Below are 18,337 nucleotides of genomic sequence, written 5' to 3' on the forward strand. Positions count from 1 at the left end.
AACAAAAAAATGTAATTAAAATCAATGAAAGATGGCGTAAGTAAAATATGGATGATGGCGATTTTAGTTTTCGTGTATGCTACCACGTTAGCCCAGGATACCGTTCATTATTCCGGCAACACCCTGTCAAATGTAGATTATCATGACGGGCAATTAAGGCTTGCAAGAGGAGTACACAATATGCAGGTACTTCGCGCAAATCGTGCGCATGCTGGTGATGCCGATGGGTTTGGCTGGACTTACAATCATCAACCTATGTTGGCTTACTGGAATCATACTTTTTATCTTGAATACCTAAGCGATAGCATTGGTGAAAGTGTTCCGCCAGGACATACTTTGCTTATGACTTCAAATGACGGCTACAACTGGTCAAAGCCATCTGTTATTTTTCCTGTTTACCGCATTCCTGATGGCACTACAAAAAAAGGACGCACAGAAGTGGCAAAAAATCTCGATGCGGTAATGCACCAGCGCATGGGTTTTTATGTTTCAAAGAAAAACATTTTGCTGATATTGGGTTATTACGGTATTTGTTTGGGGCCTCATGATGATCCAAACGATGGAAATGGAATTGGTCGTGTGGTTCGTGAAATGCATACGGACGGAAAGCCCGGCCCGATATATTTTATCCGATACAATCATGGATGGAGCGAAAAAAATACTTTTTATCCTTTCTACACCACCAGCAAAGACAAAGGTTTTGTAGAAGCCTGCAATGAATTATTAGCTACTCCTCTTATGATGCAACAGTGGGTGGAAGAGGCTGATAGAGATGATCCGCTCATTCCTTTAAAAAAACAATTTAAAGCATTTAACTATTATCATTTGCCAAATGGAAACGTAGTGGGTTTGTGGAAATATGCGCTTACGTCCATCAGTAAAGATGAAGGTAAAACATGGCGCTACAATCCTTTGCGGGCGTCAAAATTTGTTAATAGTAATGCAAAGATATGGGGTCAAAAAACTTCGGATGGAAAGTATGCGGCAGTGTACAATCCTTCCGAATTTCGCTGGCCGCTTGCAATTTCCGTTAGTGATGATGGGTTGGATTATAAAAACCTTTTGTTGGTAAATGGGAATATTAGTCCGATGCGCTATGGCGGCAATTACAAATCTTACGGTCCTCAATATACGAGGGGAATTATTGAAGGAAACGGAAATCCTCCGGGCAAAAACTTCTGGGTGACTTACAGCATGAACAAGGAAGATATGTGGGTAGCCACCATTCCTGTTCCTGTCACTGATGTTGAAACCAAAGATGTAAATGAAGTTTTCAATCAAATGCCTGATGGAAAAGAATTGCAGTTTTGGAATTATTACAGTGCATTGTGGGCGCCTGTGCAAATTGAAAAAATGAGTGACGGAACAAAAGTTCTGTCATTAAAAGATTGGGATCGCTATGAATATGCAAAAGCAGAAAGGTTGATTCCTGCGGGTAAAAAAATTACAGCAGAATTTACGGTCATTCCCGAACAAAACGATAAAGGACAATTGGACATTGAATTCCAGGATGGCAATGGATCTGCGGCGATCAGGCTTTCATTTGATTCCGCAGGTTATCTGCATGCAAAAGCGGGCTACCGGGATAGAAATCTCATGAAATATTCTGCAGGCACAACTTACAAAGTCCGTGTAAATCTTGATACTGATAAAAGATTTTATACCGTAAATGTGAATGGAAAAGAGTTGTCTCCGGGAATATTTTTTGCACCGGTTCATGAAGTGGAAAGAATTGTTTTCAGGACAGGAAACGTAAGAAGATTTCCCAATGCCGATACGCCTACAGACCCGATGTATGAATCGTTACCAAATGCAGGAGAGCCGGGCGCATTGGCTTCCTATTTTATCACTTCATTAAAAACCACAACAGTAAAATGACTTTTAAAGCAAATTTCTATTTTACTTTTTTCGTGCTGTTATGTGTTGCCAATGTGAAAGCAGAAGTAACGCTTCCGAAAATAATCAGAAGCGATATGGTTTTGCAGCGTGGCCAAACAGTTCCTATTTGGGGCAATGCATCTGCGGGTGAAAAAATAACTATTACTTTTCATCATCAAACCAAAAATGCTGTTGCAGATAAGTCGGGAAAATGGATGGTAAATCTTGATAAAATGAATGCTTCGGCTTTACCTTCCGAAATGATCATAAAAGGCAACAATACCATTACTTTAAAAAATATTTTAGTCGGTGAAGTATGGTTGTGCAGCGGCCAGAGCAATATGGAATACACGATGCGTAAGAACAGCAAAGTGGTGAAGACAGACAGCAGTAAAAATTCGCCTATCGATGAATTGGAAAGAGCCAACAATCCTGATATCCGGATTTTCCTTGTTACCCAAAAAAATCTATTGTACCAGGATTCATCTCATAGCGGTTGGAGCATTGCAAAAGATTCTGCATTGCGTTCATTTTCTGCAGCCGGATATTTTTTTGCAAAAGAGCTTAACGCTAAACTTCATGTACCCATCGGAATGATATCGGCTGCAATTCCGGGCAGCGCTATTGAGCCCTGGCTTTCAGGCGCTATTCCAAAACAGCAGCAAAAAGACAAACCGATCAAGTTGGATGAAAGTCAACCGGGAAAATTTTATCCTAAAATGATACAGCCATTAGCGCCTTTTGCCATCAAAGGATTTTTGTGGTACCAGGGAGAAACGAACTGTTTTCAAAATGAAAGCATTGAATACACCTACAAAATGCAGGCGCTAATAAATGGATGGAGAAAATTATGGAAGGATAACAAATTGCCTTTTTATTATGTGCAGATTGCGCCGTTTTATTATTCAAAAAGTGCAGGTAGATATCCGCTTACTGTAGAAACGGAACCAAAATTCTGGGAAGCACAAACCCTTGCAATGAATATTCCCTATACGGGAATGGTTGTGATCAACGATCTTTCCAATTCACCAGATGACCTGCATCCACGTGGTAAGTGGGAAGTAGGAAAAAGATTGGCTCAATGGGCTTTGGCGAAGGATTACGGTTTGAATGTTGTCCCGTCCGGCCCAATTTATAAGCGAATGAAAATTACGAATGGTAAAATAGAACTTGAATTTAATTATGTAGGAAAAGGCCTGGAAAGCAAAGATCGAAAGCCGTTGACATGGTTTACTATTGCAGGCGCCGATGGAAAATTTGTTCCGGCAAAAGCAGTGATTGAAGGAAATAAAGTAATTGTTTCAAGTCCATTAGTTCCTGATCCAAAAAATGTAAGATTTGCATGGAGCGAAGCGGCTCAACCTAATTTTTTTAATAAAGATGGATTGCCTGCAGTGCCATTCAGAACGGATAATCCGTTACATTTCGTAAAGACTGAATAAGAATGTTTGTTGATTGTTGAAAAGAAAAATTAACGGGAATGAGATGCTTGTTATACAATACAGAGGGTAAAATTGTGTGTTGTTAAATAAAGGAATAAGGTGGTTTTGTTTATAATTTCAGGTTACTAAGCTAATAAGGTTTTCAAATTCAAAGACGATAAATAACCTTATTACCTTAGTAAAATAACAGTAAAATAGTTCCCAACCTTATTACCTTATTTTACTTCGCATACAATCCGGTTTTTCTAGATTGCAGGTGATTTTTCGAATCCCAATTTTATCCTTTTTTACTATAGCAAATTGTGAAGCTATAGAAGTAAAATAGTTTTTAAATAAAAAAAAACAAAATTGAAAAAATACATTATTTCTTTGTTTACTGTACTGTCGTGCTGCACTTCATTTGCACAGCAAACGGAAAAAATGTATTTGTCAGGAACCGGAGAAGACAAAACCGTCAACTGGCAATTTTATTGTACGTCAGGCATGAATTCGGGTAAATGGACAACCATTCCGGTACCATCCAATTGGGAATTGCAGGGCTTTGGAAAATACAATTATGGCTTTGCAAAGGATAGTGTTCGCGGAAAAGAAAAAGGTTTATATAAATACCATTTTTCTGCGCCTTCTTCCTGGAAAACAAAAGTTGTAGAATTGGTTTTTGAAGGCGTTATGACGGATTGCGAAGTAAAGGTTAATGGGCATTTGGCAGGGCCTGTTCACCAGGGCGCTTACTATCGTTTTAAATTTGATGTATCCAAATTGCTCAAATATGGAGGTGATAATTTACTGGAAGCGACTGTGTCAAAACATTCAGCAAATGAATCGGTAAATGCTGCAGAACGGCGTGGTGATTTTTGGATATTTGGCGGCATATTTCGTCCGGTTTATTCGCAGGCATTTCCGCAGCAGCACATCGAACGGGTAGCCTTAAATGCAACAGCAGATGGAAAATTTAATGCAAATGTTTTTGTAAATAATGCAGAAAAGAACTCGAAGATTTCAGCTCAAATTTATTCATTGGATGGAAAGAAAATTGGTCGTCCTTTTACAACAACAATTCATAAAGGAGATTCAGTTGTAAAGATGAATACAGCAGTTGCATCTCCAAAGCTTTGGTCAACAGAATTTCCCAATCTATATAATGTGGTATTTTCTATAGAACAAGAAGGGAAAATAATCCATTCCATAAAACAGCGTTTTGGATTTAGAACGATAGAAATCAGAGAACGCGATGGCGTTTATATCAACGGGGTAAAAATAAAGTTCAAGGGCGTTTGCCGGCATTCGTTCTGGCCGTCAACAGGACGCACAATGAGTGAAAGACGTAGTTTGGCTGACGTGCAAATGATAAAGGATATGAACATGAATGCCGTTCGTATGTCGCACTATCCCGGTGACGAACATTTTTACAACATGTGCGATTCGCTTGGATTATTTGTGCTGGATGAACTGGCTGGCTGGCATGGTCATTATGATACACCAACCGGCACCGCCCTTGCAAAAGCTATGATTGATAAAAACGAAAATCATCCCTGTATCATCATGTGGGATAATGGAAATGAAGGCGGCCACAACCTCGACCTGGATGCCGTTTTCGACAGTGAAGATATTCAGCATCGCCATGTGATTCATCCGTGGATGGTGTTTCGTGGATTTGATACCCAACATTACCGTGAATATAATTACGGAATCAGTAATTACATGCATGGGCATAATATTGTAATGCCCACAGAATTTTTGCACGGGCTTTATGATGGTGGACTGGGGGCAGGCTTACAGGATCATTGGGAAGCCATGTGGAAGTATCCCTTATCTGCCGGTGGGTTTTTATGGGATTTTGCTGACGGAGGAGTTGTAAGAACAGATGAAGATGGTAAAATAGATACCGACGGAGACCACGGTCCGGACGGCATTGTAGGGCCTTATCATCAAAAAGAGGGAAGTTATTTTGCTATAAAAGAAATATGGTCACCCATAGTTTTTGAACCAAAAGATATAACTCCTTCATTTGATGGAAAACTGAATATTGAGAACCGTTTTTTCTTTACGAATATTAATCAATGCAGCTTTAAATGGAAGCTATCAAAGTTGCCGTTTGCAAAAAATAGCGAATCAAATACGGATATAAAAGGAACTGCAATTGCACCAAATATACGCCCTTCGGAAAAGGGGATTTTAAAAGTAAATCTGCCTCCCGGCTGGAACAAATATGACGTGTTATATGTAACGGCTTTTGGAGCCGATAAAAAAGAAATTTTTACGTGGAGCTTTCCCTTAATATTACCCAAAGATGTCGTCAAAAAAAATGTTGTGTTTGAAAATGCAGGAGAAGTAAATTTTGCTGAAAAGGATTCTGTTTACAATGTTTCCGCAAACGGAATTCAATTCCTGTTTAACAAAAACAACGGCTTGTTGCAACAGGTTCAAAATTCAAAAGGTGAAATTGCTTTTAATAATGGCCCGGTGATACAGGAAGGAGTAAACAACTTCAAAGATTTTACATCCAGGTTTGAAGGGAAAAATTTAGTTATTGAATCTACGTTCGACAGGAAGAATTCATACAACGTTTTACAATGGACTATTTATCCTTCCGGCTTTGTGAAAATGAAGGTGAAATATTTTCCGGGCGAATATTTCACCAGCGTGGTAGGTGTAAATTTTTCTTTTCCTGAACAAGAAATCAAAGGCGTTGAGTACATGGGGTATGGCCCATACAGGGTTTGGAAAAACAGGATGATGGGAAATAAGTTTGGGATATGGAACAAGCCTTACAACAACACCGAAACCGGTGAATCACCCTGGATATATCCTGAATTTAAAGGTTACTATTCAAATATGTATGCTTGTAAATTTTTAACGTCCGCTCAATCATTTACAGTTTACACTGACAACGAAGATTTGTTTTTGCGGTTATTTACACCGGCATCAAAAACGGATAAATGGCACAATTATGAGCCAAAATTTCCTTCAGGTCATATTTCCTTTATGCAGGCAATACCTGCTATTGGCACAAAAACCCAGCGGCCGGAAACAACAGGGCCAATGGGTGAAAAAAATATTTTTTATGATTATGGCAAAGCGCCTGATCGCTGCCTGGTAATGACATTATATTTTGATTTTTCCGGCAAATAACACATGATAATTTCTTTTTAATGAAATTGAAAAAGGTAGACGTTTACAAACGTGCCGGTGAATGGGTAGCATCTCTTAATTTAAATGATAAAGCTAAAGAGGCAAGAGTAACAGAAGTGATCGCAACACATTTAAAAACTATCCGCGACTGGAACAATGAACATCCGGCCAGCACCGTACCGGCAGGTATTAATCCTGAGACTGGAAACAAGTTAAGCGATCTGGACCGGCGCGTTATAGCGATCTCTGCAATGCCAAAGTCTGTTCATGAAAATTTGATGAACGGTTTGCGGAAAGATCTGGCCGATACCCAGGTAGAAATGATACTGGATAAATATACGATTGGCAAAGTTGCGTTCACGCTTGCTGGTTATAAAGCAATTGTCCCGAATTTAACCCCCGTGGAAGAAGCTGTAATAGTTACTAATCTTAAACAAGCAAGAGAGCAAGCGGTGGATTATAAAAACATGAAAGAGATCTCCGCAATATTTGAGATTTATAAAACAAAGTGTGAGCAATATCTAAATGCAAACGGAAGGGATTGGCGACAGATGTATAAAGATTATGTAAATGCAGTAAAAGCAAAGAAGGCACATAAAAAGTCGGATTTAAATGAGTAACGCACTCTATCTTGATTGTGTAACCTAAGTTCTTTGTTGCAGTAAACCAGGGAATATTACAGATTCTTATTTTGAAAAAAACAGTAATAGTAAATAAATCAATTATGAAGTACAAAACTTATTTAACAACACTCTTCTTTTCTTTTGCCGCAATGAATTTGGTAAATGCCCAATCGGGGCCATGGAAAAAGGGAATAGTAGAAGAAGAATTTATTTTCAATAAAGCCCCTTTTCCATCTTGTCATGCTGCAACAATTGCTGAAACGCCGAAAGGCCTTGTCGCAGCATGGTTTGGTGGTACCAAAGAAAGAAACCCTGACGTGGAAATTTATGTGAGTCGCAAAATAAATCATTCATGGACAACACCGGTTCCGGTTGCCAATGGAATTCAAAACGATACATTGCGTTATCCTACCTGGAATCCTGTGTTGTACCAGGTTCCCGGCGGAGATCTTTTATTATTTTATAAAGTTGGACCAAAGCCCTCTGAATGGAAAGGCTGGATGATTCGTTCTAAGGATGATGGCATCACCTGGTCAAAACCAGAAAGATTACCAAAAGGTTTTTTGGGTCCCATTAAGAATAAACCTGTATTGCTGAAAGACGGTTCTTTGCTTTGCCCTTCTGGTGTAGAGCTAGGAAAGACTGCTATCCATTTCGAAAGATATAATGTGCAAAAAAATAAATGGACAATGATGAATTTGCCCCCTAATAATGCGGATTATAAAAGCCCGTTACAACCTACAATTTTATTTTACGGAAAAGATACATTGCAAGCTCTATGCAGAAGCAAGGAACAAGCAGTCCTGCAAACATGGTCTTATGACGACGGCAAAACCTGGACGCCTTTGTCCAGGACTTCATTACCTAATAACAATTCCGGAATCGATGGAGTTACACTAAAAAACGGATGGCAATTATTGGCATATAATCATGCGGTTCCTAATGCTACATGGAAAAAGGGGAAAGGCCCGCGCACGCCTTTAAACGTGGCGATTTCTAAGGATGGTAAAACTTGGTATGCGTCATTAATTTTAGAAGATTCGCCAATAAGTCAATATTCCTATCCATCAGTAATACAAGGTAAGGATGGGATGATTCATATTGTTTACACATGGAGAAGACAAAAGATAAGATATGTAGAAGTAGATCCGTCGAAATTGCCAATGATAAAAATTGTCGATGGTAAATGGCCTCCAATGAAAGGGTACACGCCACCAAAAGGGGCGACAACTTCTGACGATTCAGCCAGATAAATGGAAGGACCATATCCCAGTTTTGCCGATTATTTGCCAAACATAACAAAGGAAAATAATCCATCAATATAGTTAATTCACCTATTTATTTTAAATAATAGCGCCTTTAATTTTATTCAACAGATTTATTGCCTGTTTCATCAATTGGCGAATAGTAAATGATGAATTAGAATGTTGATTATTTGTTTGTTTACTGGATAACGTGAAGGCTGAATAGCGAAATAAGAATTCTGATTATTCCTTCGTTTACTGGTTGCCTTCCGTTCTAAAATCTTAACTGAAGCATTTTTTTGATAAAAAAATATTCAATGAAAATATTGCATGTTATTCTTTTTCTTTTGTTGATATCATCTAAAACATCTTTTGCACAAAATTCAGATGATCAGTTTAAAGAACCTTTAAAGGAAGTAATATCCGACATTGAACAAAGATTTGACGTCCATATAAGATATCCTGAAGATTTAGTGAAAGATAGGGTAGTAACCTTTGCTAAATGGCGTTTCAGGCCGGATCTGGAAGAAACTTTATCAAATGTGCTTGCGTCTCAGAATATATCATTTACAAAAGAAGGGGATAAAAAATACAAGCTGAAATCTTATGAATATTATCTGAAAACTCCGGCAGAAGGAAAGGAACAGTTGCAATATTTATCCACTTTATACCATGATGAACAGGGTTTTGAAAAGCGCAAGGCTCTGTTAAGAAACTGCATTCTTAAAACGTTGATGCTCGACAAACTTCCAGCAAAACCTGATTCAAAACCAATCGTAACGCAGATAAGAAAAATGGATGGTTATACTGTTCAAAATATAGCGATTGAAACATTACCCGGCGTTTATGTTTCAGGTTCATTGTATCGCCCTGCAAAAATAAAAAGTAAAATTCCGGTGATTATGAATACGGTTGGGCACTTTAGCGGCGGCCGCTACCGGGCAGATTGTCAATACCGGTGCGCGATGCTTGCAAAGATGGGAGCTATGGCTTTTAGCTACGATCTGTTTGGCTGGGATGGTGAATCACTGCTCCAGGTGACACCCGCGGATCACCGCAGAGCTCTGGTAGAAAGTTTACAAGCGTTGAACGCTACGCGGATTCTTGATTTTTTATTGTCATTGAAAGAAGTGGATACAAACCGTGTGGGCATTACAGGCGCTTCCGGTGGAGGAAGCCATACGATGGCAATGACAGCAATAGACAGTCGCATCAAATTAAGTGTGCCTGTGGTAATGATGTCATCCTATCACAGCGGCGGTTGTCCATGCGAAAGCGGCATGGGAATTCATTTGTGTGGTGGCGGCACCAACAATGTTGAGATAGCTGCAATGGCTGCACCACGTCCACAACTTATTATTTCAGACGGTAAGGATTGGACACAACACGTTCCTGAAATGGGTTTCCCTTTCGTGGACAGAGTGTATGGATTTTATGGTAAAAAGAATAACATTAAGAATGTTCATTTGGGAAATGAAGGTCACGACTACGGCTTTTCAAAACGAAAAGCAATGTATGAATTTGTAGCAGAACATTTCGGGCTCAACATTAATGCAGTTAAGGATAAAGAGGGAAATATAACTGAGTCGGATGTTACCATTGAGAAAGCTCCGGCTATGTATGTTTTTGGAGACAAAGGTGAAAGATTGCCAGCCAATGCATTGAAGGGTTTTGAAAACATTTCAAAAATATTTAAGGAAGAAGTAGCACAAGCACATAATCAACGCTATAAAGTAGGGGTGATAGATCTGATGCTTTTGAAACGCCAGAAATCAGGGGCTTTTCAAGTTGCCAAAGATGTTGGAGCAGATGGTTTGGAAGTGGATATGGGTGGCCTCGGAAACCGTGTGACTTTTGATAATAAACTTTTAACGGACAGTATCAGGGAGCAATTTTTAAATAAAGCAAAAGAACTGGGTCTGCAAATTTGTTCTCTTGGTATGACAGGTTATTATGCGCAATCATTTTGTGAAAGACCACAATTCATACAGTCTGTTCAGGATTGTATTAAAACAATGAAACTGATGAATGTGAAAGTCGCTTTTCTTCCTCTCGGGGTTCAATGTGATTTGGTGAAAAGTCCAGGCTTGAGAGATTCGGTTGTAAGCCGCTTAAAAGTCGCCGGTAAAATGGCGCAGGATGCAGGAGTTGTGATAGGAATAGAAACGGCACTCGATGCTACTGGAGAATTAAAATTGCTACAGGATGTTGGTTCACCGGCCATCAAAAGTTATTTCAATTTTTCCAATGCCATAAAAAACGGGCGCAATCTTGAAAAAGAATTACGGATCCTGGGTAAAGACAATATCGTACAAATTCATTGTACGGATGATGATGGAGTGTGGTTGCAGAATGATCCAAAGATCGATATGCACAAAGTAAAAGCAACTTTAGATAAAATGGGCTGGAGTGGATGGCTTGTTATTGAAAGATCAAGAGATGCGAAAGACCCACGTAATGTGAAAAAGAATTATGGTGCAAATACGGCGTATGTAAAATCCATTTTTCAAACAGCTAATTGAGATTGTAAAATATGAAGAGACAATCTAAATATTTTTTCATCTGCCTTCTCTTTTCATTTTGTATTGTTTTAAAAGCACACGCCGCAGTAATTTGGGTTGCCGTAAATGGTTCAGATAAAAATGACGGCACAAAAGAAAAACCATTGGCTACTGTTGCGATGGCTTTGCGTAAGGCCCGTGAACTTCGTCGGTTGAATGACCCGTCAATTAAAGATGGCATTCATATAAAGGTTGTGAAAGGCATTTACCAATTTTATGAACCATTGTTTATTCGTCCTGAAGATTCCGGAACAGAAAGTAGTCCTACAATTATTGAAAACGCAGATAAAGAAAATCCTGTTTTTAGTGGTGGCATAAATATTACAGGTTGGCAAAAATCAACAGGAATAGTAAAGGGTCTGCCCAAAAAATCCCAAAATAAAATCTGGGTTGCGGATGCACCAACGGTCGCAGGAAATGTTTTAAACTATCGACAACTCTGGATCAATAATTTAAAAGCCATTCGTGCAAAAAGTGCAACAGGAGATAGCATGGATCGCATTCTGTCATGGGATCATGAAACAGAAAGTTGTGAAATTCCAAAACCTAATATTGATCCTTCAAATACGGAAGGAATAGAAATGTTCATCCAGCAATGGTGGGCGATTGCTATTTTAAGGATAAAAAAGATACAAGTTAAAGGAGACAGCGCCCGGTTGACTTTTTATCAACCCGAAAGCAGGATCGAATCAGAGCATCCGTGGCCTGCGCCGTGGTTATCTAAAAAGACCGGTAATTCTCCATTTTATCTAACGAATGCCATCCAGTTTTTGGATGAACCAGGAGAATGGTATCTCGATTTAAAAAACAGGAAAGTATATTATTGGCCGCGTGACAATGAAAATTTAAATACTGCAAGTGGTATTGCTCCAAGGTTGGAAACTTTAGTAAAAGTGGAAGGAACTATTGACCATCCTGTTTCTTATGTTTTGTTCAAAGGAATTTCGTTTATGCATACCGGTTGGTTGCGGCCTTCAGAATTCGGCCATGTTCCATTACAGGCAGGCATGTATTTGCTGGATGCGTATAAACTAAAAATACCGGGAACGCCGGATAAGAAAGGATTGAAAAACCAGGCATGGGTTGGCAGGCCGAAACCAGCGGTGGAAGTGAGTTATGCGAATCATATCGACTTTGAGTCATGCCGGTTTCAACATCTTGCATCGACTGGATTGGATTATGTAACAGGTACTAGTAACGACCTGATTGAAGGAAATCTTTTTAAAGATATTGGAGGCTCAGCAATGTTGTTTGGAACTTTTTCTAATGAAGCTGAAGAAGCGCATTTGCCTTATAATCCAAAAGATGAAAGAGAGGTTTGCGCTAACGAACACATCGTAAATAATATCGTTACTGACGTGGCCAATGAAGATTGGGGCTGTGTGGGTATTGGAGCAGGTTTCGTAAGGGGAATCAATATTGAGCACAATGAAGTTTGCAATCTTTCCTATACCGGGATAAGTGTCGGTTGGGGTTGGACAAAAAATCCCAGTGCGATGCGTGACAACAAAATTACTTTTAATAAAATAAATCACTATGCAAAGTATTTATATGATGTTGCTGCGATTTATACCCTGTCTGCCCAGCCCAATTCGGAGATAAGAAATAATTATATTGACAGTATTTATAAAGCGCCTTATCCGCACGACCCCGATCATTGGTTTTATTTATACACCGATGAGGGCTCATCTTATTTTACGGTAAAAGATAACTGGTGTCCTGCACATAAATTCTTGCAAAATGCAAACGGCCCGGGCAATGTTTGGGAGAATAATGGGCCACAGGTTTCTTCAGATGTAAAGCAGGAAGCAGGAATACAAAAGCCGTATCAATATTTATTGAAAGAAAAAACAATAGATGGTAATTGGCCTATTAATTCTGTTAAAGAAAATGAATATGATATTAAGAAGCCAGAGATTTTTAAAAGTAGGAATCAGTTGTGCATTGAGGTTACCGGCAAATCTAAAATGCTGTTGAATCCGTCATTCCTGAAAAATATTTGCGCAAAAAATAATATTCCTGCCCTGGATATTTTTGAATGGAAAAATCACCTGGTTGTTTATGATACGCTACGGATGCCCGATGATTTACAAAAAGAAATTGAGGCTGCTTATCCCAACGCTGAAGTGAAAGTGTACAGCAAACTTGTTTATGAATTTAATGAAAGCCACTGTTCCAACCCAAAAAATAGCAACAGGTGGAGTAATGTTGTAATGACCGCCAATTTGGTCAAAGATACTTCCATGCAAAATCAGTATTTACACTATCATGCTACTCAATTTCAAAAGTGGCCCGAGGTGGCTAAAGGCTTTTGCAATGCAGATTTTCAACAGGTCGTTGTTTTGAAAAGCGGGAGACAGTTAATGTTGATTATCAGCATTCCGAAAGGAAAAACTTTGGATGAATTAAATCCAAAAACAACTGAAAACAATCCGTGTGTGGATGAATGGAATTCAATAATGAAAAAATACCAGGAGGGAATTGAAGGAACAAAGCCAGGCGAAACATGGGTGGTTTTAAAACCGGTTTTTTAAATTTTAAATGTATGTTACAAATCGGAATATTAGGATTAGGTGAAGGCCGGAGCACTATGTCGGCGGCTTTGCGAAGCGATAGATATCAATTGAAGATGATGTGCGATGCAAATGAGGAGCTATGTAAACAACGTAGCGATGAATTCAATTTCCCAAATTATACAACGAATTATCAGCAAATGCTGAATGATATAGAGATTGATATCATTGCCATTTACACACCGGATCATCTACATGCGCAACATGTTAAACAAGCCTTGCTTCACCACAAACATGTGGTTTGTACCAAACCCCTTATTGATGATTTAAACGACGCAAAAGAATTATTGCAACTACAGGAGCAAACAGGGAAAAAAGTTTTTGTAGGACAAAGCTCACGATTTTTTGAACCTGCGAAAAGACAACGCAAAGATTTTGAAGAAGGGCAAATTGGAGAACTTATTACGATAGAAAGTAATTACAATGCCGATCATCGTTGGTTTCTGGAAAAAAAATGGGCATTGGAAAAATCTTTTAAATGGTTGTATGGAGGACTTAGTCATCCTGTTGATTTTGTGCGATGGTATCTGCCCGACATTCAAGAAGTAATGGGTTACGGAATGATAAGTGCCAATGGGAAAGCCGCCGGCTTAAAAAATGAAGACACAATGCATTTTATTTTTAAAGCAGAAGACGGGCGTATTGCCAGTGTGAGTGGCAGTTATACAGGACCGACGCAACCTGCAAAAAGAGATAGCGGTATGACGTGCATTCTTCGTGGCACAGAAGGCGGCAGCCAGGCAGATTATCATGAATTGAGATATTCAATTACAGATAAAACCGGAGAAGAAAAAATGATTACGTGGGGCGATGATACGTTGAAGTATTATTTCCGTTTTGAAGGTCAAAGCCATCATGCAGGTGAATATCAAAATTACCTGGAATACTTTGCAGATTCCATCGAACAAAATTTCACAGCTTACCCTGATATGAAAGAAGGCATCATCACTATTGCATTGTTGCAGGCCATGGATGATTCTTTGAAAACCGGTAAACCTGTTAAAGTAGAGGAAATTCTAAGTCGTTATAACCTTCAAAAATTACCAGCAACGCCTTAAATTATGAACTCTATTTATAACTCTCTAAAACCGATAGATTTCGTAGTGGTGGGTATTTACCTTTTGCTATTGTTTGGATTGGGCTATTGGGTAAGCTTTATCAAAAAAAGAAAGCCGGATGAGAATTTATTTTTAGCGCAACATTCTTTAAAGTGGTACAGCATTGGTTTAAATATGTGGGGGACAAATGTGGGGCCCTCTATGTTGATTGCTTCTGCGAGTATTGGATATACAACCGGTATTGTTGCCGGTAATTTTGCCTGGTATGCTTTTGTATTTATTCTATTGTTGGCTGTTGTTTTTGCTCCCAAATATTTGGGTGCAAAAGTTTCGACTTTGCCTGAATTTATGGGCAAACGTTTTGGTGATAAAACACGGAATGTGTTGGCCTGGTACACGTTGATTACGATATTGATTTCATGGTTGTCTCTGGGTTTGTTTGCAGGAGGTATTTTAGTGCAGCAATTATTAAACGTTCCCATGTGGCAGTCGGTAATTGCAATGGTAGTGGTCGCTACTTTTTTTGCAGCATCGGGTGGTTTGCGTGCTATCGCCATTACCAATGTTTTCCAGATGATATTGTTGATAGTCGTTTCACTTACATTAACCGTTATTGGCATTGAAAAAGTAGGTGGATTAAGTGCGTTATATCATAAAGTGCCGGCAAATTACTGGAACTTGTTTCTTCCTTCTAATGATAAAAATTATCCATGGCCAGCTATTCTTTTGGGCTATCCGGTAATGGGAGTTTGGTTTTGGTGTACCGAGCAATCAATGGTGCAATCAGTTTTGGGCGCAAAAAATCTGGAACAAGGTCAACTGGGGGCTAACTTTATAGGCTGGTTAAAAATATTAGATGTGCCTTTATTCATTATACCAGGAGTTCTGTGTTTTATTTTATTTCCACATTTACAAAATCCTGATCGCGCATACCTGGTAATGGTTACAAATCTTTTTCCGGAAGGAATGAGAGGTTTGATTATTGTAGTATTAATTGCTGCGCTGGTGAGCAATATTGGCTCTTCTCTTAATTCCGTCAGTACCGTTTTTACGATGGATATTTTTGTAAAAAAATATAAACCGGCAGCAACGAACAAAGAAATAATAAAGATTGGCAGATGGGTAACTGTTTGGAGCGCTGTTGTTTCAGTGTTAATCGCTTTAGCAATTAATTCGATTAAAGGCTTGAATCTTTTCGATGTATTCCAGTCTGTTCTTGGCTTTTTAGCTCCACCAATGTCCGTGGTGTTTTTGTTTGGTGTGCTTTGGAAAAAGACGACGGCAAAAGCTGTAAATGCTATTTTAATTTACGGAACTATTTTTAGCATATTTGTCGGCATCCTTTATTTATGGGTGTTTCCGGCGGCCACACATCCGGCTTGGCCAAACTTTTTGCTTTTATCGTTTTATATTTTTGTAGTTCTGTCTGCGGTAGCATTTTTGGTTTCTTATGTTGATAAAAATTCCAACCTATTGCTTGCTAATTTGTTCGATTTTAAAAGTGCAGCACTGGCGGCAAAAACTACTACAAGAGTTTGGATATGGTGGAGTTTATTAATAGTTGTTATGGTGGCTTTGTATATCATTTTCAATGGACATTAAATTATTTTCAATGCAATCATTTCATAAAACAAAAAAGAGAATACAACAAGCTGCATTAATTATTTTATTAACTATATCTTTTGGAAACGTGCGTGCGCAGAGTGCTACAGAACAGCCGGAATCAAAAGCTACATGGATCTGGTATCCGGGAGACTATGAAATATGGCTCAGCAACCAGATGCAAAACCGCCGTACGGATCGTGGTAGCTTTTTTCCTGTATTCTGGAAAATGGATAACCATTTTGTATTGATGGATTTTCATAAAACCTACACATTGCAAAAACCTGAAGAAGTTCATATTTATGCAGAAGGAAAATACAATGTAAAGCTGGATGGCAAGTTGTTTGAAGGCACGCCATCAATCATAACAGTTCCTGCCGGAAAACATAAAATCAACATAAAAGTTTATTCACTGGCAACAGTGCCGGCAATATTTGTAAAGGGCAGCACTATCGTGTCGGATACAAGCTGGCTCCTTACTTACGAAGACAAAGAATGGATAGATGAAACCGGGAAAACATCTGATGTATCTGCTACACAATGGGTAAAAGCAGGCAGCGGCAATTTCAATGATCCAAATATTTTACCATCGCAATTCAAATTGGCAACGCGGCCACAATCACCCATATCAGTTGCAAAAGAGGGCGATGCTTCCCTGATGGATTTTGGTAAAGAAACATTTGGTTACATACATCTGCATGGTATCAAAGGAAAAGGAAAGATCAATATTATTTATGGTGAAAGTAAAGAAGAAGCCAACAGCGATTCAGAAGCTATTACTTTAGATCGTTTGTATTTTGATCATGAAGTGAACACAGATTCAATTCTTCCTTTATCGAAGGCATTTCGTTATATAAAATTAGAAACTTCAGATGGTATTACGGTTGATTCTGTTTCGATGTTGTATGAATATGCTGATATAAAAGACAAAGGAAGTTTCCGTTGTTCGGATACTTTAATCAACAAAATCTATGATGTTGCCAAATACACTTTGCATTTAAACACAAGAGAATTTTTTATTGATGGCATTAAGCGAGACCGCTGGGTTTGGAGCGGCGATGCTTACCAAAGCTACCTGATGAATTATTATTTGATGAATGATAATGAAACGGTGAAACGCACCATCTATGCATTGCGTGGAAAAGACCCGGTTACCTCACACATCAATACGATCATGGATTATACTTTTTATTGGTTCTTAAGTATCTATGATTATTACATGTATTCCGGCGATACTTCATTCATCAAACAAAATTATCCGCGCATGAAAACGTTGATGGATTTTTGTTTATCACGAAGGAATAAAGATGGTTTAATGGAAGGACAGCCGGGAGACTGGATATTTATTGACTGGGCAAATGGCTTAAGCAAAAAAGGAGAAGTGAGTTTTGAACAGATGCTTTTTTGCAGAAGCCTTGAGACAATGGCGCTTTGTGCAAAAATAAATAACGATGTAAAAGATGTCAACGTTTATACAAATCTTGCAAAGGATGTAAAACAAAAACTGTTTGATTATTATTGGAACGATCAGAAAAAAGCATTGGTACACAGCCGCATAAATGGTGTTGCAACTCAGAATGTAACACGTTATGCAAATATGTTCGGCATCTTCTTCAATTACTTTACCCCAAAACAGGAACAGGAAATAAAAACCAGTGTTTTATTAAATAACAGTGTTCAAAAGATCACTACACCCTATATGCGTTTTTACGAGCTTGAAGCTTTGTGCGCTTTGGGCGATCAGCAACTTGTCTTAAAAGAAATGAAAGATTACTGGGGCGGCATGCTAAAGCTCGGCGCAACATCATTTTGGGAAGAATATGATCCGTCAAAACACGGTGCAGAGAATTATGCAATGTATGGAAGAGCATTCGGTAAAAGCCTTTGTCATGCGTGGGGAGCAAGTCCGATCTATCTTTTAGGAAAATATTATTTGGGAGTTTCACCGACATCGCCAGGCTACGCCACCTATAATGTTCAACCTTCTTTAGGTGGTTTGAAATGGATGGAAGGAACGGTGCCAACACCGCACGGCAATATTCGATTGCGATGCGATCAAACAACAATAAGGATAAAAGCAAGTGAAGGTGAAGGAACGTTGCGCTTAAAAAGTAAAACGGTTCCTAAAGGAAACCATATGAAATTAAAGAAGTTGAATAATGATTTATATGAAATAAACATTCAACCTAATGTTGAATATACAATAACCTATAAAACGCTTTGA

Annotated in this window: 10 protein-coding genes; all 10 read left to right on the forward strand. The window is 38.7% G+C overall.

The window, feature by feature from the left end; all coding sequences use genetic code 11:
- Positions 1–24: 24 nt before the first annotated feature.
- The 10 genes from EFY79_RS14240 (at position 25) to EFY79_RS14285 (ending at position 18,337) form a co-directional block, all read left to right on the forward strand.
- Positions 25–1,878 (forward strand): exo-alpha-sialidase, encoded by a 1,854-nt coding sequence (locus tag EFY79_RS14240; RefSeq protein ID WP_123121394.1) that lies wholly within the window; start codon positions 25–27, stop codon positions 1,876–1,878.
- Positions 1,875–3,320 (forward strand): sialate O-acetylesterase, encoded by a 1,446-nt coding sequence (locus EFY79_RS14245; RefSeq protein WP_199727543.1) that lies wholly within the window; start codon positions 1,875–1,877, stop codon positions 3,318–3,320. The genes EFY79_RS14240 and EFY79_RS14245 overlap by 4 nt, the downstream gene beginning before the upstream one ends.
- Before the next feature lie 348 nt (positions 3,321–3,668).
- Entirely contained in the window at positions 3,669–6,452 is a 2,784-nt protein-coding gene (locus EFY79_RS14250) for a glycoside hydrolase family 2 protein (protein ID WP_233578013.1), read from the forward strand.
- Positions 6,453–6,472: 20 nt separating this feature from the next.
- Positions 6,473–7,072: a DUF3826 domain-containing protein gene (locus EFY79_RS14255; protein ID WP_123121395.1), complete on the forward strand. Its 600-nt coding sequence runs from the start codon at positions 6,473–6,475 to the stop codon at positions 7,070–7,072.
- Between the two features lie 104 nt (positions 7,073–7,176).
- Positions 7,177–8,328, forward strand: a complete 1,152-nt coding sequence (locus EFY79_RS14260; protein ID WP_123121512.1) for a sialidase family protein — start codon at positions 7,177–7,179, stop codon at positions 8,326–8,328.
- Between the two features lie 308 nt (positions 8,329–8,636).
- The gene (locus tag EFY79_RS21780; RefSeq protein WP_123121396.1) at positions 8,637–10,841 is read left to right on the forward strand and encodes a TIM barrel protein; all 2,205 of its coding nucleotides are present in this window, start codon (positions 8,637–8,639) and stop codon (positions 10,839–10,841) included.
- 11 nt (positions 10,842–10,852) lie between these two features.
- Positions 10,853–13,414, forward strand: a complete 2,562-nt coding sequence (locus EFY79_RS14270) for an L-rhamnose mutarotase (RefSeq protein WP_123121397.1) — start codon at positions 10,853–10,855, stop codon at positions 13,412–13,414.
- Between the two features lie 11 nt (positions 13,415–13,425).
- Entirely contained in the window at positions 13,426–14,511 is a 1,086-nt protein-coding gene (locus EFY79_RS14275) for a Gfo/Idh/MocA family protein (protein WP_123121513.1), read from the forward strand.
- Between the two features lie 3 nt (positions 14,512–14,514).
- Positions 14,515–16,113, forward strand: a complete 1,599-nt coding sequence (locus tag EFY79_RS14280; RefSeq protein ID WP_123121398.1) for a sodium:solute symporter family transporter — start codon at positions 14,515–14,517, stop codon at positions 16,111–16,113.
- A gap of 10 nt (positions 16,114–16,123) precedes the next feature.
- The gene (locus EFY79_RS14285; protein WP_123121514.1) at positions 16,124–18,337 is read left to right on the forward strand and encodes an alpha-L-rhamnosidase-related protein; all 2,214 of its coding nucleotides are present in this window, start codon (positions 16,124–16,126) and stop codon (positions 18,335–18,337) included.

This window comes from Hanamia caeni (genome assembly GCF_003721595.1).
Taxonomy (GTDB): Bacteria; Bacteroidota; Bacteroidia; order Chitinophagales; family Chitinophagaceae; genus Ginsengibacter; species Ginsengibacter caeni.